The organism is archaeon (assembly GCA_016432545.1).
Classification (GTDB): Archaea; Thermoproteota; Nitrososphaeria; order Nitrososphaerales; family Gagatemarchaeaceae; genus UBA183.
Genome location: CP066694.1, coordinates 167,242 through 185,702, shown reverse-complemented (window position 1 = coordinate 185,702; position 18,461 = coordinate 167,242). Strand labels below are relative to the sequence as shown.

The following is an 18,461-nucleotide window of genomic DNA, read 5'->3' as shown; positions in this document are numbered from 1 at the left end:
TGTTATAATCCGCCATTGAGGCGCGAAGAGCAGGAGGGTCTCCTTGGTCTCTCGAGTCTCGCTCAGGAGGACTGGCTTCATCGTCTTCGGGAGCAGGCTGGCCAGCATCTTCACCGGGCTCCTGTTCCTCATCATGGTGACGAGGTCGCTGACCCCTCAGTCCTTCGGCCTCTGGGAGTTCATCTACGACCTGGTCGCGTTCTCCTCCTATCCTGCCTCCGTCATCGGGTTCTGGGCCCTCCGGAAGGTCGCCAGAGGGGCCCTGGTCGCAAAGACCGCAATCGTGGTCAGCGCGGGCCTCAGCGCAGGCGGGGCGGCCCTCTTCCTGGCTGCCTCTTTGGTCCTTCACGGGAGCGTGGGCTCCGACCTTTCGCACTTCTTGATAGCGGCGATAATGGTGCCGCTGTCCTACTGGAACGCGGCGTCGATCTCGGTGGCCTACGGGCACCGCCCCACCATCACAGGGTACTCGCTGATCATCTCAGAGGTCGCGAAGGTTCTTGCGGCCTACTTCCTCCTCGTCGTGTACTCGTTCGGGACGGACGGGGTGATAATAGCGGTCGAGGTCGCCTACCTCGCGCAGTCGGCCGTGGCCACGTACATGTGCCGCTCGATAATCAGGGGCGGAGTCGACCTCGCCGAGACCAGGCGCTGGTTCGTCGGCTCCTGGGTCCCCCTCGTCAACAGCTTCGCGTCCCTCCTCCTCATCTCCGACACGTTCGTCGCGCCGCTCGTCTTCGCGAGCACTACCGTCGTCGGCTACTACCAGGCCGCCTACTCCGTCGCGATAATCGTGAGCTACTCGAGTTACTTGTCGATCGCCCTCTATCCCCTCCTCCTCAGCGGAAAGAAGGGCAACGTGACCGGGCTGGCCCTCGACTTCACCCTCCTCTTCGGCCTCCCGATGGTCGCCGGGGCCTTCGTCCTCTCCAGGCCCCTCCTGTTCCTCCTGAAGCCGGCATACATCGCAGCAGAGGCGGGGCTCTCGATTCTCAGCCTCTCAGCGCTCTTCCTCTCCCTTTCCTTCGTCTTCGACTCGACCCTGCTGGGCCTCGAGTCAGCCGACGCAACTGAGGGCGCGGCGCCGAAGCTGAGGGGGACGGCCCTCGCGTTCGTCCCCACTGTCAACCTTGCTTACGCTGCAGTCTACATCGCATCGACCTACGTCGTCCTCTTGCTCACCGCTTCTCTCCCTGTCGGAGAGATAGTAGAGGCCTGGGCACTGGTGCAGCTCGTCGCGACCATAGTCATGGTCGCAATCAAGGCAAGGAGGGCCGGCAGAGGAGGAGTCGTCGCCTTCCCTCGCTCGCTTCCAAGGTACCTGGCCGCCTCGGTAGCCATGGGGGCGGTCGCCTACGGCCTAGGCCTGGTCGTCCTGGACTACGGGCCAGACCCTGCGGCCTTCGGGGCTAGGCTGATCCTCATAGTGTTCGTTTCCGCTGCGGTCTACTTCGGAGTCGTCTACGCAGCAGACGTCAACTTCAGGAAGATGGTGCGGAGCATACTCACGTCGCTCAGAGGAGGGCCCGACGCAGAAGCTCCATCTCCCGGACCTGCGCCCGAGGTAGTGTCCGGCCCCAGAGCCCCCGAAGCCTCAGCGTAGGCCTCGCGCAAAGCTCTGCCTCGCCTTCTCCAACAAGAGGCTCTTCTGGCGCTTCCCGACCCAGTCGGCGACATCGGACCTTTCGAGACCCCCGCGCGCGAGGTACCCTGCCAGTACTCTGAGAGACTCTGAGGGCTGGCTGGGAAAGTTCACTGCGACCCTTCCGAGGGCGTAGAGGGGGCTGTAGCCTAGAACGAACATCGCCCGGCCGTCGTAGACGCCCTTCAGTCGAGTCTTCCTTCTCACCACAGACCTGATCCCCGGGTAGACCTTGGTGGAGAGCCCCGACTGCGCGAACTTGAACCTCAGCCAGCCTTCGTACCCGTACATCACAGGGTACCTCATTCCGTTGAGTCCCCGCCAGGCACTTGTTCTGACTGTGAACCCCGAATTCCTCGGGGTCTCCAGGTCTCCCCTTTCGCCCTGGATCTCCCCGCTCGCGGCTGCGACCTTCGGGTCAAGTTCCATCTCTGCGATCAGGTCGCCTGCATAGTCCTCGTCAAGCTGGTTGTCCGCATCCACGATGAGCACATAGTCGGCCGCGGGGGACACCTTCTCAAGCCCGGCGTTGATCACAGACGCCAGCTCGGGCCGCCCGAGATAGCTCGCCTCATGGGAAGGGAGCCGCACTACCGTGCATCCTGCCTTCTCGGCGATTGCCCCGGTTCCGTCCTTTGAGCCGTCGTCCACCACCACCCTCTGTCCCGGCGGCAGCGACTGACGTGCGAGAGCCTCGAGCGTGGCCCCGAGGTTGGCCTCTTCGTCCCGGGCTATCGTCACCGTCTCGTATCTTGGCAAGGCCTAGGCCTTCCCCTGCGAGAACGCATCGGCGAGAGCTGCTTCCAGGTCCCTCTGGACGACATCGAACGCGCGCGTTGCATCGATCACGGGGTAGCCCCTCGTCCTTGCTATGCGGAGGTACTCGGCCCTCTCTTCCTCGAGGACTTCTGGCCGGTACCTGATGTGCGCCTCTCTGTCTCCTATCACCCCGAGCGACTTGCCCACCGGGACGTCGAGGACCAGTGCCCTCGTAGGCCTCGGGAAGAGGTAGAGCCCCCTGAGCGGCCTGACCGGGTAGCCGAGCGCCTGATACTTGACAAAGGTGCTCCAGACGTACCTGTCGAAGACCGCGACCTTTCCCTCCAGTCCGACGCCCAGGGCCCGCGCGACATGGAGCATCAGGTTGTCAGCGAGCGAGAGAGCGGGACGAAGTGGATTGCCTCTGCGCCTCCTTCCCCTGGCCTCGAGGTCCCCCTTCCCGCGCCCGGCGAGCGCACCCACGAACAGGTACTTGTGGAAGGGCACGACCTCGGACGCGTATCCCCGAGCCTCCAGCCACCGCGCCAGCGCCTTCGCATGGGTCGACTTGCCGCTCCCGTCGATCCCGAGGAGAGCGACCGTCCCCCCTCTTCTTCCCTGCCTTGCTGCCCTGAAGGCTCTCCTTTGGTACTCGTCGTTCAATAGAAGGGAGCCTCCTATGAGAAAAAGGCCCGCGGACTGCAGCAGGAACTGACCCCCGAAGGTCAGGAGGAGCCCCCCTGATGCCGCGAGGAGGGCGCGGAAGGCGTTGGGAGCGTCGTTGAGGACCCGCACGTGGGCGGCCCTGGACTTCGCAATCCCGAGGACACCGAAGAAGAGGACGAAGAAGACCACGAAGAGACCCCCGAGGACCGGACTCCGCAGGGACATCATTGCCGAGACCCCAGCCGCTACGAGGGCGGTGGGCTTCATTATCAAGCCGAAGACCCCGCACTAGGCCCCGAGGAACTGCGCCAGCTCTAAGATCGTCCCGAAGGCGTAGTCGGGGGCTGCCTCCCCGGTCACCTTTTTCCCGATGATCGCGACCCTGACCCCAGCCTTCCGCCCCGCGACCGCGTCGTTCGCCCTGTCTCCCACGAAGAGGGTCCCCGCGGCGGTGGCCGACATCTTCTGAAGGACTAGCCCGAGCTGCTCGGCCCTGTCGAGCGAGTCCTCCCTCGTCGCCCTGGCCGCGAAGGCATGGACCAGCCCGTGGTCTTCCGCGATCCTGTCCACCGCCCTCCGTCCCTGCATCGTGACCAGGCCTACGCTGCTCTTCGCCCCCAGCTTCTTCACCAACTCCAACGCTCCTCCCACCGGCTCGCAAGCCGCGGCAGCCTTTGCTTCAGCCTCGTCGACGACTCCGAAGGCGAGGGTCCTCTTTCCGGGCTCGAGCGCGAGGTGCTCCTTGAGGCTCTCGAAGAGCGGGACGAACGCAGAGTCGGTCTCGAAGAGCGCCTTGAGCCTCGCCCTGACCGCGTCCCAGTCGACCGGGAGCCGCACGAGAGTCCCGTCCAGGTCGAAGACGAAGGCGCCGAAGCGCGCCGCGACCATCATGGTCTACAGGACCCTCTCCTTCCAGCCGTCCTCTCTCCAAAGTATCACACCCGAGTCCATGTTCCTGATCATGTAGTATCCGGCGGGGAAGAGGTCGCTCCTGACCACGTCCTTAGGGGGAGCTTCGCCCAGCCCGAGCCTGACGTAGAGGTCGGCAAGGTTGGACCACCACGGCAGGCGGAGGTGCTTGACGCCCACGTAGCCCCACAGGGGCATCGTGGTGTGGAACTTGCCCGAGTCCACCTCGGTGACGCAGGGCCTTCCCTCCGCGTCTTCCTTCACGTCGACTGAGAACGCGCCGTGGGGCCTCTGAGAGACTGCGAGCACCGCTTCCTCGGACGCCTTGTTGACTTTCGCGTCGTGGACCGTCCTCGCGACCGAAGGGGTCCCCGTGATCCCCGAAGGAGAGATGTGCTTGAATGGGTACTCGATCCTCTCCCTGCAATACGAGGTGACCAGCTTCCCGTCCTTCCAGATGCTGTCCCACGCGATGTTCCTGCCCGGGAGGTAGGCCTGCAGGATGAACTCGTCCAGGGGGGTCCCCCTGTCGACCCAGAGCGAGATCCACTCCCTCGCCTCTGAAGGCTTCTGGCAGAGAAGGCTGAACCTCCCTCCCGCCCCATGCCTCGCCCTGACCCAGACCGGCCTCCCCAGCTCCTTGAAGGAGGTCTCCACTCCGTCCATCGTCGTCACGGTCCGGGTCTCGGCCACCGGCACCGAGGCCTTGGTCAGCCTCTCCTGAGTCAGGAGCTTGTCCTGTCCCAGCTCCATGACATCCGCGCCTGGGAGGAAGACCGGGGCCGGGAGCTCCTTCTTGGCCGCGGTCAGCACGAGCGCCTCGCTCGAGGGCTGGGGGTGGATGAAGTCCACCCTCTCTTTCTTCGCTATCCCTGAGATCGTCTCGACGAACTCCTTGCTGTCGTGCCTCGGCGACCTGTGCCTCGAGTCCAGGTCGGGGAGCTCGATGTAGTACTTGTTGTATTCCGCGCCGGCGATGTAGTACCCCTGAGCCGACGCCCTCAGCGCCCGGACGAAGTTGACCCCGGCAATCCCGCCCGCCCCGGTCACCAGGATCCTCTCCTTCGCCACTCTAGCCCACCTTCATCCTGAAGCCGTCGGACTCGACCTTGACCAGGACCCTGTCTCTCCTCTCTTCGACCGTTCCCCCGACGACCTGCGGTAATAGTCCTTCTTTCCCCTCGAACTCCAGACAGAGGCCCTTCGGGGCGGGACCGCCGAGCCTGTACTCCCCGCCCTCCCTGAACAGAGGGACGCTCCTCGAGCCCCACCACCTGGCGACCTCGACGCCGGTCGCCGAGTAAGGCCCGCGTTTGAGCAGCAAGTCTAGGACCTTCGGAAAGACCCTCCCTCCGCGCATCCTGACTGACTCCTGGTGCCAGAGGAGGGTGAAGAGGCCCCCCAGCCCGAGGACCCTCTCTGCAAGGCGCGCCGCCTCCTTGACGCCTTCCTCTTCTCCGAGCTTCAGGTATCCCCACAGAGTCGTGTCCATCAAAACTAGGGGCAGCTCTACCAACTTCATCGGCTCCCAGTCCGGACCCGGAGGCCTGAAGGGGGTGCAGAGGCCGACCCTGAACCCGAGCTTGTCCCGGTTCCCCACCGAGGAGTCGTAGAGGAAACCGGCCTCCTGCGCGATGCCCCAGGTCTTCGAGTAGTCGAACTGCAGATAGTGCTCCCTCAGGCCCTCGGGCTTGAACCCCAACGAACCAGAAAACCTGGACGCAGCCTCGTCCATCTTCTCCTTCGAGTCGTGCGTCTCAAAGTCTCCGTGGAGGCCCACCTCCCATCCTTCTTTCAGCAGCTTCTCGGCCCTGGACCTGAGCTTCGACAGGTCGTACTCCGAGCTTAGCAGGTAGAACGAAGACCTTAGGCCCCTCTTCCTCTCCAGGTCCGAGACGTAGGAGAGGTTGTCGTAGAGCGAACGGAGGCCGAGCAGCGCGAGAGCCAGGCCCGAACCTGAGAACCTCTCCCGGCGCGCGAGGATGTGGCTCCGGGGCCTGGCGACGTTGTCCACGTCGTGGGTCACGCAGAGTGCGAAGGGAGCCGCACCGGGCCACCTTGCCTTCCTCACGATGTGCCCGTCCCTCTCGAGAGCTTCATCCCTCAGGCGGGAAGAGAACCTCAGAATCGCCTCCTCGATGACCGGCTCCGGCGTGCCCGGGACCTCGCCTCTGAGCGTGGAGCCTACGAGGTGGACCATCTCGTTCGGGACGTCCACGGGTTTGAGCGCCCCCTCCGCGAGTCCGAGGTTGTCTGAAATCAGGGCTGCGGCGTAGGTCCTCGCGTCACCCATTGTGGTTCCACCGAGGCATGCGCGATATCGTGAATGTGTCCGCCTTTAATCGTTGAGAAGACTACGCCTTCGGCTTCGACTCAGGGACGTCTGGGATGTCGGTTATCGGCTCCGGAGGCGGGGTGGTGGCCATGGTGTACCCAATCCACGCGAGAATCCCGAGGAGCAGGGCGACGCCCACGAAGGCTGTCACCTTGAGGGTCTCCTCCCACGCGAACCAGAGAAGAAGGGCGTAGACGATGATCCCGAGGATGCTGCCTCCGAAGATCGCCCCTCCGATGGCTCGGTCGTTGGCCATGAAACGCACCTCCGAAAGGAGGACTCGATATAACGATTATGCCTGAGAGAGAATCCTCTCAGCGATTGAAGGGTCTCCTCTTGTGGAGAGATAGACGCCCGGGAATCCATCTGTTCTAAGCCTCCCGACTATCCTCCTCGACTCGCCCACGAGGGCATCCGCGCCCTGTTCCGCAGCCCTGTGGACTTCTTCTGAGAGCCTCCACCCGAACGCCGCCTCCCTCTTGGTTACGTCCTCCGCGCTGAAGAACGGGAAGACGCTCAGCATGACCTTCTCCTTGAGTCTGGCCATACCAACAGCGGCCGCGTGCTCCTCGAAAGTCACGCCTGCGTCGGTAGTAGGCGGCTGGGCAAGGAGAGTGTCGGCACCTGCGGCCAGGCGGGAGGAGACAATAGTGCCGCCTGGGCGGGTCGACAGGGTCCGCAGGTCCACTGGAGAGAGGACCCTCAGGTCGCGCCCAGCCCGCTTCGCAAGGAGTTTCGCCCGGGCTATGGCCTCCGAGAGCGTCGCATGGCCCTCCGGGGAACGAACCCTTGGCAGGAGAGGGTCTGGGTCGCCCCACGCCAGCATCACGGCGTCTAGGCCCAGGGCGAGCGACTCGAGGACTGTGGAATCGAACTCGTCGCGCGTCATCCTGCGGACGACGATGACCGGCGCTGCCTTGACCCCGGCCCTCTCTTCGAGGATCGCAGCCGAGTGGACCGGGGGAAGCATGACTACGTCCGCCCGCTTCAAACTGCTCACCAGGACGATGTCTGCGTGCACCCTTATCGAACGAATGCTGTCGACGAACCTGTCTATCTCAGAGTCCTTGGGAGGCCCGTCGGTGGCTGCCTTTGGAAAGAGTGGAGGAAAGACTTCGACGACCCTGAGGAAGGACAAGGTAGGCCGATGTCGTTGGATGATTACTAAACGGTTCGCCGTCTTTCGCATCCGGGCCCCGCCATCGGATCACTTTCGGCGAAGTCCCGACCAAACGTGTCACATGTGGATTTCGCTTCATAAGCACCCTGAAGGTCTGTCTACCCGTGCCGCTCCCTGAAGACCAGGAGAAGGAGACTCCACGCGCAAAACGACAGCACATCAGGAGGACTGAAGCCGACGCGAGGCGATGGGCGGATAAGTTTCGGGAAGGGAAGTCAATGCTGCGAATAGCGCAGGAGGATGGCACTGACCCAAAGCTCGTCAGCGATTGGCTCAGGAGGCTAGGCATCACGACAAAGCAAGGCAGTCACAGGGTTAGCCAGCCCACTCTATCTCTAGGGGCCGAAGTGGTGGAACTCGCAATGATGGGCACGGCAAAAGTGGAGGCACTGATCAGGGAGAGAGTGTGGGGAGTCTCAGCGTCAGGGATAGGTCTGAGCCAGCTTGACAAGTTCTGCAAGTTTGTTGTCATGCACTCTGAGGGCAAGGGAGTCGAGGAAACCGCCGGGGTGCTGGGCGTGCATCGTTCGACGATTCTCGGATGGAGGAGTGGAGAGGACCTGCCTTACCTTATGAAGGTCGCCGTCGTGGCCAAGTCGAAGCATCTAGAGCCAGGCTGGAAAATTCTCCCCATTCACCTTGGTTCAGGAGGGAACACTCAGTCCGACTGGGTAGAAGTCCCGGAGTCTATCAGGGTGTTCGACGATCTGGCCAGGGTCGTGGCGCAACTGCCATTCCTCCAAGAGGCTAAGGAACTGGCAGATGGTTTCGGAATCAAAACACTAGATGAGATACGGTTAGACCTCGTTGGATATCTTCTTGCGATGATGTCTGGAGACTCCAGCAAGTCCGGTGGTATTCAAGAGAGGTTCGCGTCCATGGGTCTCGACCTTCAGCTTTCCCTCAAACGCAATAGCAATGAGCGGCTGGGGAAGTATGTTTGCATGTGTGCAAACACTATTGGCATCAAGATGAAGCGCATCTCCGACAAGCAACCAACTGGCGATTCCAAATACTCTCAGACACCAACTGGTGCATATCGGTGGGTTTCGGAACGATCACCACTGCTCGCGTGGATGTTCTCGGTTTGCATGGGTCTAGGCTGGGAAGAGAGAACCAGCTACGATCCACTGAAAATGGACTGGATTTTCTCAGCCCCTTTCAGTTTCAGGCTACGATTTGTCCAAGGCCTTGCGGATTCGGATGCTGGGGTAAAGCCTTCCGAAGTGGTCGTTACCAGTGTGCCGAATGCGGAGTTCGTAACCAAACTGTTGTTGAGCCTTGGAATGACGAGCGCACACACCATCATCGAGGGAGGTGTCCCGCTTAGAACTATGGTGAATAGAAGAGAGGCTTCGCACCTTCCTATCTTCAACGAGCACGTGAAGGGCTACAGGTACGACGCTTTAGTTAAGGAGGGAATTCGACCGTCTAAGTACGGAATCTAAGCAGTCTAAGCCTTCGCTACGGCTTTCTCGACTTGGCCCTTCTGAGTTATCTCGCGGACAATTCCCGCAGCGACGGTGGCCCCCATATCTCGGAGGGCAAAACGCCCGAGCTCAGGGTACTCCTTGAACGTCTCAAGGACGATGGGCCTGAGGGGCTGTATCCTCACGATCGCAGAGTCTCCGGTCTTGATCGTCTTTGGCTTCTCCTCCGTGGGCTGGCCAGTCCTGGGGTCGATCTTGGCCACGATCTCGGTGATGGTGGCTGCGACCTGGGCGGTGTGAGCGTGCAGGACCGGGGTGTAGCCCGGAGCTATGGCCGTCGGGTGGAAGACTACAATGATCTGCGCCTGGAACTCCTTCGCGATGGTAGCCGGGTTCGAGGACGGGCCGAGGACGCTCCCCCTGCGGAAGTCGGTCTTGGACACGCCTCTCAGGTTGAAGCCGATGTTGTCGCCGGCCATCGCCTCGGTCATCTGCGTGTGGTGGGTCTCGATGGACTTTACCTCGGCCGTCAGGCCCTCCGGCATGATTGAAACGCTCTCGCCCACCTTGATCTTGCCCGTCTCGATCCTTCCGACCGGGACCGTGCCGACGCCGGTGATCGTGTAGACGTCCTGGACAGGGAGCCGCAGCGGCTTTTCGATGGGCTTCGGGGGCTCTGTGAAGGTGTCGAGAGCCTCGAGGAGCGTCATCCCCTTGTACCAGGGCATGTTTGTGGACTTCTTGACCTCGTTCTCGCCCGTCCAGCCGGAGATCGGGATCACGTTGATCTTCTTGATGTCGTAGCCGACTGTCTTCAGGAGGTTCTCCACGTCCTGCTTCGCCTCGTTAAACCTCTCCTCGGAGTACTTCACGGTCTGGTCGTCCATCTTGTTGATGCACACCACCATCTGGGTGACGCCGAGGGTGCGGAGGAGGAAGGCGTGCTCCCTTGCCTGCCCGCCTGGGCCCAGTGCGACGTCGGCTTCGCCCTTCTTGGCTGAGACGACCAGTACGGCTGCGTCCGCCTCGGAGGCGCCGGTGATCATGTTCTTGATGAAGTCGCGGTGCCCGGGGGCGTCGATAAGAGTGTAGAAGTACTTCGGAGTCTCGAACCTCTCGAAGGCGAGGTCGATGGTGACGCCGCGCTCCCTTTCGTCCTTGAGCTTGTCGAGGACCCATGCGTACTTGAAAGAGTCGCCCGAACCCGTCTTCTCGGACTCCTTCGCGAACTCCTCGATCATCCTGTTGTCGACTACTCCCATGTCATAGAGGAAGTGGCCCATGGAGGTGGACTTGCCGTGGTCCACGTGGCCGCAGACGATGAGGTTCAGGTGAGGCTTATTGGCCATGCTACGCTTTCACTTACGGAAAAAGACCTTGGCCGACTGTATTTAAGCCTAATGTCGATGTAGCGAATTTTGGTGGGCCCGTCGTCCGTTTGTCCGGGGTTGGACCTTGTCAGACCTTAGAGTGTGTTCTCGGGACTAGAACCATATCCGAAGATCCACCACTGGTTTGCGATGGAGAGGCGTTGGCTGGCGGCTTCGCTGGTGGCTGTCGCGGCCGTCGGAGTGTTCTTCCTCGCGCCGGTCAGCTATTGGTACGATTGGGCCTGCGGGGGGCTAGTGGCGTACGGAGGGTGTGCGGCGCACCCGGTGTACAGGTCTTTGGGATGCATGTTCTTGGGGTATGGGGACACGTACTCGCCTGGGATCTGGGACCTGCGGTTTGGCTGCAATGGCCCTCCGTCTCCGTTCCTGGAATGACGAGGCCCAAGTTCGACGGGCCCGGCCAACGGTCAAATAGCCCAGAGCCATGTTTGCGATGTGGATTCGGTCCAGGACTTCTTCAGGCATTGTCCGCAGTGCGGGAGGAGGTTCCACATCAAGGTCGTTGACGAAAAGCTACTGGGTGAGGAAGTCGGGAAAGGGGAGGAGGTCAAGGTGCAGACAAGGAGGTTCGGGTTGGCGCCCAGATGGCTGGTGGTGGGGAGGTCGAGGATGATGGAGTTGCCACAGGGAGAGGGCCTGCAGACTCCTTCGGTCGTGGCGACGGTCCAGTATCAGTACACGTACAAGTGCGAGAGCTGCGGGCACGAATGGAAGGAGTTCAAGTCAGAGGTCGGGGAGGTCATGGGCGGCGAGGCTGCAGGGTACACCGGGGACTAGTCGAATTTCGTAGGAGTTTTGCTGATAACGGCCCTTGCGCGATCGTTGGCTCGCCTTCGGCGGACCTCCCTGACAAATACAATCGTCGAGGCTGACGCGAATGCGACCGAGGTGATGAGGGCACTAGCAAGCAAGATGCTCATCCCATAAACAAGGTGAAAGTCACCGTAGCAGTACTGCCCGCTCAGGGGCGGAGGGTTGGGACTGCAGGATGTGCTCGTCCAGAAGTACGGGAAGACAGTTTGCCTCACACTCTCCTCGACTGTTGCGTAGGGAGCCAACAAGATTGACAGGGGGTCTCCAAAGAGTGATCCGCCAAGGGAGTTCGAAGGGAGAACCGAGACGACTACCAGACCTCCAAGGGAAGACCCTGCAAGGTAGATTCCCAGGAGGAGAGTCCAATTGCCCAAGCCGTCTACGAAGTGACGCCGGGTCGCTGCGGGTTGATGAAGATTCAGAACCCCAACGGTTCGCACTTCAGGGCAAAAGAGGAGGCATCGAGCTCTCCGTTGCCTACTCTTGCTTGCGGCTTTGCGGTTAGCTCGATGACATGTAGCTCCAGAGGATGACGCCCACGAGCATCACCACAGAGCCTGCGAAGCCTGTGATCAGTGCTCCTGCCGCATCTGCGCTGAGCCCGAAGCTCGTGATGAAGTTGATCACGGGGTTGCGTACGAGCCAAGCGAAGAAGCCTAGGGCGTAGCCTAGGAGCCAGAATCCGACTAGGACAGTCCTTCTTCCCATGCGTTGTCATGATACGAGGAGGCAAAAATCGGTAAATGCGGGGAAGATAGGATTACTTTACGCAGTAGTGGAATTGTTTACACGAAGAATCCGGCCAGGGACAGGGCGTAGGTGGTCGCGACGCTGCTGAAGACGCCCAACCCTAGGAAGAGGATGCTTTCCGCCATCTCCTTCTTTCCCTCACTGACATAATCGTCCCTGATGCACCCGCGCAAGAGGCTCCCGAAGATTGAACCCGGGTCTGGAGGCAACTCAGATGGCCAAAAAGAAGGCTTCGGGCTAGTTAACGCTTGTGGAGTTGCCGTCCCACGGTGGGCCGCAGGGGGTCAACAATTGGCGACCCGGGAGAGGATTGATATACCGAGTTGGGGTCACTAGTTCGGCAAAGGCGTCACCTTTGCCACAAAGTTTTCTCTCCAAGCTGAAGACAGCGTCCAGCGTGTACACCTTCCGCGACTTCATCCTCCTTCCGGGGCGAAGCGAGGCGGAGCCGAAGGAGATCGAGCTCGCCTCCAGGCTGACCAAGAAGATCAGGCTCAAGGTCCCTCTGATATCGTCACCGATGGACACAGTCACCGAGTCCACGATGGCGCTCGAGATGGCGAGGCTGGGCGGAGTGGGGGCGATCCACAGGAACATGTCGACCGAGGCCCAGGTAGAGCAGGTCAGGAAGGTCAAAGCCTCGAGGGTGACAGTCGTCACGAAGGACGGGAAGGGGAGGCCGATGGTGGGAGCGTCGATTTCGCCCCTCGACCCGGAGAGGTGCAGGGCCCTGGACAGGGTCGCGGACTTTTTGGTCGCTGACGTCGCGCACTTCCACAACTCCAAGATCATAGCGGCGGCGAGGAGGATCCTCCCGGACCTGACCGCGGACTTCATCGCAGGGAGCGTGGGGACCAGGAAGGCGGTCTTCGACATCATCGACGAGCTCCCGAGGGTCGACGGGTTCAGGGCCGGGATAGGGTCGGGCTCGATCTGCATCACTTCAGAGGTGACCAGGGTTGGGGCGCCGACTCTCTTCGCTGTGGCGGAGGTCGCGAGCGGGGTCGCGGAGAGGGGCCTGAAGATCCCGGTGATAGCGGACGGGGGGATAAGGGGGCCAGGGGACGCGGCGCTGGCGTTCGGAGCGGGGGCCTCCACGGCTATGCTGGGCTCGATGATAGCCGGGACTGACGAGTCCCCGGGGAAAGTGCTTGTGAGGGACGGGAAGAAGTTCAAGATCCACAGAGGGATGGCGAGCGCGGCCGCGAGGAAGGTCAGGTTCGCACTGGACAGGTACTCAGTCCCGGCAAAGGGCTTGGACGAGGGGGTCGAGGCGTACGTTCCATACGTGGGCAAGACCTCGGACGTGGTCGCGAGGATGGACAACGGGGTCAGGGCGGCCTTCGGTTACGCAGGGGCGACCAGCGTGGAAGGGATGTGGAAGGTCGCGAACTTCGGGCTGATGAGTCCCATAGGGGCCGGCGAGCTCGGCGCCCATTCGCTGGAGCTCAAGAGGTAGAGGCTTGGAACCGGACCTGGCCGGGGGGATCGCGGTCCTCGACTTTGGCGGCCAGTACGCGCACTTGATCTGCAGGAGGGTGAGGGCGCTGGGAGTCTACGCGGCGCTGCTGCCCCATGATACAAAGACCGAGGAATTGAAGAGGCTGGGGGTCGCCGGGGTCATACTCTCAGGGGGCCCGGCGAGCGTGTATGCGGATGGGGCGCCCCTTGCTGACGAGAGGCTCTTCGAAGGCGAGATGCCGGTCCTCGGGATCTGCTACGGGTACCAGCTCCTGGTGAGGGCCCATGGGGGGGAGGTGAGGAGGGCTGACAGGAGGGAGTACGGGCGCTCGAGCGTCAGGATAGTCCAGAGGGAGGGGATCTTCGAGGGGGTCAAGGGGGAGAGGCTCGTGTGCTGGATGAGCCATACTGACTCGGCGACCAAGATACCCGGCTCGCTCAAGGTCCTGGCTGCGACTGAGGGGTCGCCCTACGCGGCGGTGGAGGTCGCGGGGGGGAAACAGTTCGGGGTCCAGTTCCATCCGGAGGTGACGCACACGGAGCAGGGACAGACGCTGCTCTCGAACTTCGCGCTGGGGGTCTGCGGGGCCAGGAAGGCTTGGAGCATGGAGGGGTTCATGCAGAGGTCGGTCGAGAGCCTCTCGAAGCTGGAGGGAGGAGTCCTCTGCGCCGTGTCGGGTGGCGTCGACTCGTCGGTGACGGCGGTGCTGCTGAACAAGGCCCTGGGTGAGAGGCTGAGGTGCGTATTCATCGAGACTGGCCTGCTGAGGGCAGGGGAGGCGGAGTACGTCAGGGAGTTCCTGGGGAAGGACATCGGGGTCACGCTGGAGGTCGTGGATGCGGCGGGGGAGTTCCTGCGGAGGCTCAAGGGAGTCTCCGACCCGGAGGAGAAGAGGAAGATCGTGGGGAAGGCGTTCGCTGACGCCTTCGAGGAGTATGCGAGGAGGCACGGGCCCTTCGCGCATCTGGCGCAGGGGACGCTGTATCCTGACGTGATAGAGAGCGGGCGGTCGACCGGACCGGCCGCGGTCATCAAGACCCACCACAACGTGGGGGGGCTCCCGAAGGACCTGTCGATGAAAGTCGTGGAGCCGCTGCGCGAGCTGTACAAAGACGAAGTGAGGGAGCTGGGGGCGATCCTCGGGATCCCCAGGAAGGTCCTGATGAGGCATCCGTTCCCAGGGCCTGGGCTCGCGGTGAGGGTCGTGGGAGAGGTGACAGAGGAGAAACTGAGTGTGGTAAGGGGGGCAGGTAAGATCGTCGAGGAGGTCCTGGAGGAGGAAGGGCTCTACGACAAGGTTTGGCAGGCGTTCGCCTTCGTCGGCGACGACAGGGTGACGGGGGTCTTGGGGGACGAGAGGAGGCTCGGGTTCTTGGTGACAGTCAAGGTTGTGGAGTCTGTCGACGCGATGACCGCGGACTGGGCGAAGCTCCCCCATGAGGTCCTCGGCAGGATCTCCGACAGGATCACCAACGAGGTGGAGGGCGTCGTTTCGGTCGGGTATTCCATTTCGTCCAAGCCTCCCGCGACAATCGAGCCGCAGTGAGTCGGATGGCAAGGCTGGGCCCCGGCACGAAGCTTGCTGAGCTCCACGTGCACCTTGGGGGCTCGGTGGACCCGTCGGTGATGTGGGAGATCTCCCATGCGCAGGGGATCAGGCTCCCGACCAAGGACTACTGGAAGTTCGTCGACCTGGTCACAGTCTCGAAGATGAAGAGGAAGACCTTCGCAGAGTACTTGTCGCTCTTCAAGTGGACGGAGCTGATCCAGTCCAGCCCGACCGCGATTGAGAGGTCGGTCTACCAGACGATCGCCGGGGCGTACAGGAAGAACAACATCACCCTCCTCGAGCTCAGGTTCAACCCGATGAAGCGCAACAGGGGCGGGGAGCAGGACCTGGACCACATCATGATGGCAGCGGTCAGGGGCCTCGACAGGGCGTCGCTTGAGTATCCGGTCAGGACCGGGATCATTGTTTGCCTGGACAGGAGCTTCGGGCAGAGGCTCAACGAGATCCTCGTGGAGAAGGCAATCCTCTTCTCGGGGCGAGGGGTGGTCGGGGTGGACATGGCCGGGCCTGCGAAGGAGGGGTTCAGGTACGCGGAGTATGCGCCGCTGTTCAAGAGGGCGCGGAAGGCGGGGTTGGGCCTCACTGTCCACGCGGGGGAGGACGAAGGGTGGAGGTCCGTCAGGGACGTAATGGAGCACCTCGAGCCGGACAGGATCGGGCACGGCGTGAGGGCGACGGAGGACGGGAGGACGCTCGACGCTCTGGCTGAGAGGGACCTGGTCCTGGAGGTCTGCCCGACGTCCAACCTGAACACAGGAATAGTGAAAGGACCCGCGGAGATGAGGAGGGTCTTCAGGGCGCTCAAGGAACACAGGGTCAAGTTCACTATCAACACGGACGGGCCGGAGATGCTGGGGACGAACCTGAGGGGGGAGATGGAGTACCTTCTCAGGGAGAAGGCCCTGGACGAGTCTGACCTCCTCAAGGCGAACGGGGTGGCCTTCGGGGCGTCTTTCCTCAGGGGAAAGGCTTGAAAGCCGATGGCCCGGGGCGGGGAGAGAATGCAGGCGGTTGAGAGGCAGGCGGGCGCGGGAGAGTTCACGATCAACTACGCGACTGCGGGCGGGGGAGAGGCGGTGCTCATGCTGCACGGGAGCGAGCCGGCCGAGACGTGGAAGGTCTGGGAGCCGATGCTCGGGCTGGCAGACACCTACAAGCTGATCGCGCCCGACCTGGTCGGGTTCGGAAAGTCGACGAGGCCGGCGGAGACACCGGACTACGTGGCGCAGGCCCACGCGGTGAGGGACCTGGCGGAGGGCCTCTCGGTCGCGAAGGGGAGCATCGTGGGCAGCGGCTGGGGAGGGCAGGTCGCGCTGGAGCTGGCCCTCACGTGGCCGGAGATGGTGAGGGCGGTCGTGCTCCTGGCGAGCTCGTACGACAAGGACCAGCTGAGGCGGCTGGAGAAGCTTCGAAGGCCGACGCTGATAGTCTTTGCAGAGGACGACATGGTGACCCAGCTGAAGGCTGGGTATCTTCTGAGGGACGCCATCGGAACCTCGCGCCTCGAGGTCCTGGACCCGGTAGCGCGCGACCCGAAGTTCGACTTCCGCATGTCGCACAGGCTCCAGGGCTTCAGGGGGCCGCAGGTTATGCAGCTGGTAAGGCTCTTCCTGGCGAAGCCTGAGGAGATGGTCGCGGAGCCGCCCCAGCTTGAGGAAGAGCTGAAGGGGATGGCGCTGAGGAAGGAAGCGGAGAAGGGCGGGGAGGCCTCTACCTAGAGGCCATAGCGACGCGTTCCTGTTCGTTCTTCTTCTTCACGGAGTGGCTGTTTGAGTCCCCGGCCGCGGCCTGGATTATCTCCTCTGCCATGATCTCTTCCACGGGGCGCGGGGAGGTGAAGGCAGCCTCGCGGACCCCCTCTGAGATGAAGCGGAGGGCGATGTCCACTCTTCGGACCGGCGAGATGTCGACCGACTGGTGGTAGACGACCCCTCCGTAGCTCAGCCGGGTCGTGTCCTCGTTGGGCGAGGCGTTCTCCACTGCGCGGACCAGCTGCTGGACCGGGTTCTGCCCGGTCTTGAGTTCGATTATGATGAGCGCGGTCTTGACGAGGTTGAGGGCCTTCTGCTTCTTCCCGCCCTGCCTACCGGTGTTCTTCGCGAACTTCTTGCCGAAGTGCATCGATTCGTTGACGAGCCTCTCGACGATGTTTACGTGGGTCTTGCCGAACTTCTTGTGCTCGTGGCGCCCGCCGGAGTGGGGGACGAGCATGGGCTTCAGGCTGATGACAGTCTGGAGGCCAGGGTCGGTGACCTTGACGCCGGAGATGTCCCAGCGCTCCCAGAGGAGGAGGTTGGGGTACTCGAGGGACTGCCTGCTCATGCCTATCTTCTCGGCTTCTCTTTTCGGCCGTAGACCAACTCGTTGAGAGAGACTCCGTTGACCTTGAAGACCTGCCACCGGACGCCCGGGATGTCGCCCATGGCCCTGTGCATGGAACCACCGATCCCCTGAACCAAGACTTCGTCGTGCTCGTCCACGAAGTTGAGGGCGCCGTCGCCTGGGAGGAAGGCTGTGACCTGCTTGCCGTTCTTGACTATCTGGATTCTCACGCACTTCCGGATCGCGGAGTTGGGCTGCTTGGACTCGATCCCGACTTTCTCGAGTACTATACCCCGCGCCTGGGGCGCACCCTCGAGCGGGTCTGCCTTGTACTCAAGGCCTAGCATTCGCCGATTGTACCATCTGTTGGACCAGCGGAAGCGCTGCCGCTTGAGAGCGATCTGGCGGCCAGCGAACTCGCCGCGAGGTGAACCGGCCATGTTTCGGTCGAAGCCCCTCCTGTTCGTATTTAAGCAGTTCAGAAGTCGCTGGTGATTTGGAGGTTTTCGACGTCGAAGTACCTCTTCGCGAGGAGGCGGACCTTCTCGGCGTTGCGCCCTTCAAGGCCCAGGACTGCGCCCTTCTTGCGAGCGTCCACGGTGACCGTGACTCCCTTCGAGCCGTCGAGGCGCTCCGAGACCTTGACCTCGAGGACGTACTTTGCGCCCAGGGAGTTCTTGACGAGGCCCTCGACGTCGTCCGACCACTCCACAACCTCTACGGGTCGGCGGACGGCGCGCTCGATCTTCTTGACTGAGATCCCTTCCTTCCCGATCGCGAGGCCCATCTGGCCCCGTGCGACCACGAATATCACGCGGTTGCGCTTGTCGTCCACGAGGCAGTCCTTGACGGTGGCGCCGGTCATTCCCTGGAACATGGACATCAGGGAGAGCTGGTCGGAGGAGAGCTTGATCTCAGTCATCGCGGTTACCTCATCAGCTGCTTGACGTCGGACTCGCCGACAGAACGCAGCGCGATCGCGGAGATCCGGTAGGGCCTGCCCACGAGGCGGGCCAGCTCGACTGAAGTCTTGTCCAGTTCGACGACTGGGACGCCGTGTTCCTCGGCTGCGGCCCTGAGCTTCGCAGCCAGCTCTGGCGGGACGGAGCGGGTGAAGAGGAGGGCCTTGCTGCCCTTCATGCCGGCTATGCTCTCCTTGGCCCCCATGGGGGACTTGCCTGCCTTCATGGCGTCCTTGAGGATTTTTGCGAGGAGGGCGTTGTCCACCATGC

At 62.4% G+C, this 18,461-nt stretch carries 22 protein-coding genes; 8 read left to right on the top strand and 14 right to left on the bottom strand.

Annotated features, from left to right (window positions below):
- Positions 1-43: 43 nt before the first annotated feature.
- The gene (locus tag HY247_01035; protein QQG48931.1) at positions 44-1,603 is read left to right on the top strand and encodes a hypothetical protein; all 1,560 of its coding nucleotides are present in this window, start codon (positions 44-46) and stop codon (positions 1,601-1,603) included.
- Here the strand turns inward: HY247_01035 and HY247_01030 are convergent.
- The 7 genes from HY247_01030 to HY247_01000 all read right to left on the bottom strand — a co-directional run bounded on the left by HY247_01030 (position 1,595) and on the right by HY247_01000 (position 7,449).
- Positions 1,595-2,401: a glycosyltransferase family 2 protein gene (locus tag HY247_01030; GenBank protein ID QQG48930.1), complete on the bottom strand. Its 807-nt coding sequence runs from the start codon at positions 2,399-2,401 to the stop codon at positions 1,595-1,597. The genes HY247_01035 and HY247_01030 overlap by 9 nt on opposite strands.
- A 3-nt stretch (positions 2,402-2,404) precedes the next feature.
- Positions 2,405-3,340, bottom strand: coding sequence for a hypothetical protein (locus tag HY247_01025; protein QQG48929.1), 936 nt, complete (start codon positions 3,338-3,340; stop codon positions 2,405-2,407).
- 15 nt (positions 3,341-3,355) lie between these two features.
- Positions 3,356-3,958, bottom strand: coding sequence for an HAD family hydrolase (locus HY247_01020; GenBank protein ID QQG48928.1), 603 nt, complete (start codon positions 3,956-3,958; stop codon positions 3,356-3,358).
- A gap of 3 nt (positions 3,959-3,961) precedes the next feature.
- The gene (locus HY247_01015; protein ID QQG48927.1) at positions 3,962-5,047 is read right to left on the bottom strand and encodes a hypothetical protein; all 1,086 of its coding nucleotides are present in this window, start codon (positions 5,045-5,047) and stop codon (positions 3,962-3,964) included.
- A gap of 1 nt (position 5,048) precedes the next feature.
- Entirely contained in the window at positions 5,049-6,269 is a 1,221-nt protein-coding gene (locus tag HY247_01010) for a hypothetical protein (GenBank protein ID QQG48926.1), read from the bottom strand.
- A gap of 61 nt (positions 6,270-6,330) precedes the next feature.
- Positions 6,331-6,567 (bottom strand): transcriptional regulator, encoded by a 237-nt coding sequence (locus HY247_01005; GenBank protein ID QQG48925.1) that lies wholly within the window; start codon positions 6,565-6,567, stop codon positions 6,331-6,333.
- 36 nt (positions 6,568-6,603) lie between these two features.
- Positions 6,604-7,449, bottom strand: coding sequence for a hypothetical protein (locus HY247_01000; protein ID QQG48924.1), 846 nt, complete (start codon positions 7,447-7,449; stop codon positions 6,604-6,606).
- 146 nt (positions 7,450-7,595) lie between these two features.
- Between HY247_01000 and HY247_00995 the strand changes: the two genes are divergently transcribed.
- Positions 7,596-8,939 (top strand): hypothetical protein, encoded by a 1,344-nt coding sequence (locus HY247_00995; protein ID QQG48923.1) that lies wholly within the window; start codon positions 7,596-7,598, stop codon positions 8,937-8,939.
- Between the two features lie 5 nt (positions 8,940-8,944).
- Here the strand turns inward: HY247_00995 and tuf are convergent, their stop codons facing one another.
- On the bottom strand, positions 8,945-10,270 hold the full coding sequence (gene tuf, locus HY247_00990; protein QQG48922.1) for a translation elongation factor EF-1 subunit alpha: 1,326 nt from the start codon (positions 10,268-10,270) through the stop codon (positions 8,945-8,947).
- A 171-nt stretch (positions 10,271-10,441) separates the two neighbouring features.
- On the opposite strand from tuf, the gene HY247_00985 reads away from it, so the two are divergent.
- Positions 10,442-10,687, top strand: coding sequence for a hypothetical protein (locus tag HY247_00985; GenBank protein ID QQG48921.1), 246 nt, complete (start codon positions 10,442-10,444; stop codon positions 10,685-10,687).
- A 60-nt stretch (positions 10,688-10,747) separates the two neighbouring features.
- Positions 10,748-11,089 carry a hypothetical protein gene (locus tag HY247_00980; GenBank protein QQG48920.1) on the top strand — a complete coding sequence of 114 codons (342 nt, stop codon included), beginning with the start codon at positions 10,748-10,750 and terminating at the stop codon, positions 11,087-11,089.
- A gap of 537 nt (positions 11,090-11,626) precedes the next feature.
- On the opposite strand, the gene HY247_00975 is transcribed toward HY247_00980, so the two are convergent.
- Together HY247_00975 and HY247_00970 are read right to left on the bottom strand one after the other, a co-directional pair.
- The gene (locus tag HY247_00975) at positions 11,627-11,833 is read right to left on the bottom strand and encodes a hypothetical protein (GenBank protein QQG48919.1); all 207 of its coding nucleotides are present in this window, start codon (positions 11,831-11,833) and stop codon (positions 11,627-11,629) included.
- A 77-nt stretch (positions 11,834-11,910) separates the two neighbouring features.
- Complete coding sequence (locus HY247_00970; protein QQG48918.1) at positions 11,911-12,084, bottom strand: hypothetical protein; 174 nt, start codon at positions 12,082-12,084, stop codon at positions 11,911-11,913.
- Between the two features lie 146 nt (positions 12,085-12,230).
- On the opposite strand from HY247_00970, the gene HY247_00965 reads away from it, so the two are divergent.
- Genes HY247_00965 through HY247_00950 form a run of 4 tightly spaced genes read left to right on the top strand, consistent with a single transcriptional unit; the run spans position 12,231 to position 16,625 of the window.
- The gene (locus tag HY247_00965; GenBank protein ID QQG48917.1) at positions 12,231-13,334 is read left to right on the top strand and encodes a guanosine monophosphate reductase; all 1,104 of its coding nucleotides are present in this window, start codon (positions 12,231-12,233) and stop codon (positions 13,332-13,334) included.
- Positions 13,335-13,338: 4 nt separating this feature from the next.
- A complete protein-coding gene (guaA, locus tag HY247_00960) occupies positions 13,339-14,883 on the top strand; it encodes a glutamine-hydrolyzing GMP synthase (protein QQG48916.1) in 1,545 nt (514 codons plus the stop codon).
- A 5-nt stretch (positions 14,884-14,888) separates the two neighbouring features.
- A complete protein-coding gene (locus HY247_00955) occupies positions 14,889-15,881 on the top strand; it encodes an adenosine deaminase (GenBank protein QQG48915.1) in 993 nt (330 codons plus the stop codon).
- A 27-nt stretch (positions 15,882-15,908) separates the two neighbouring features.
- Positions 15,909-16,625, top strand: coding sequence for an alpha/beta hydrolase (locus HY247_00950; protein ID QQG48914.1), 717 nt, complete (start codon positions 15,909-15,911; stop codon positions 16,623-16,625).
- Here HY247_00950 and HY247_00945 read toward each other — a convergent pair.
- The 4 genes from HY247_00945 to HY247_00930 are packed head-to-tail and all read right to left on the bottom strand — an operon-like array spanning position 16,618 to position 18,459.
- A complete protein-coding gene (locus HY247_00945) occupies positions 16,618-17,229 on the bottom strand; it encodes a 30S ribosomal protein S7 (protein QQG48913.1) in 612 nt (203 codons plus the stop codon). The two genes, HY247_00950 and HY247_00945, sit on opposite strands and share 8 nt — an antisense overlap.
- A 2-nt stretch (positions 17,230-17,231) precedes the next feature.
- Positions 17,232-17,669 carry a 30S ribosomal protein S12 gene (locus HY247_00940; GenBank protein ID QQG48912.1) on the bottom strand — a complete coding sequence of 146 codons (438 nt, stop codon included), beginning with the start codon at positions 17,667-17,669 and terminating at the stop codon, positions 17,232-17,234.
- A gap of 38 nt (positions 17,670-17,707) precedes the next feature.
- Complete coding sequence (locus HY247_00935; GenBank protein ID QQG48911.1) at positions 17,708-18,151, bottom strand: NusA-like transcription termination signal-binding factor; 444 nt, start codon at positions 18,149-18,151, stop codon at positions 17,708-17,710.
- 5 nt (positions 18,152-18,156) lie between these two features.
- The gene (locus HY247_00930; protein ID QQG48910.1) at positions 18,157-18,459 is read right to left on the bottom strand and encodes a ribosomal L7Ae/L30e/S12e/Gadd45 family protein; all 303 of its coding nucleotides are present in this window, start codon (positions 18,457-18,459) and stop codon (positions 18,157-18,159) included.
- Between the last annotated feature and the right edge of the window lie 2 nt (positions 18,460-18,461).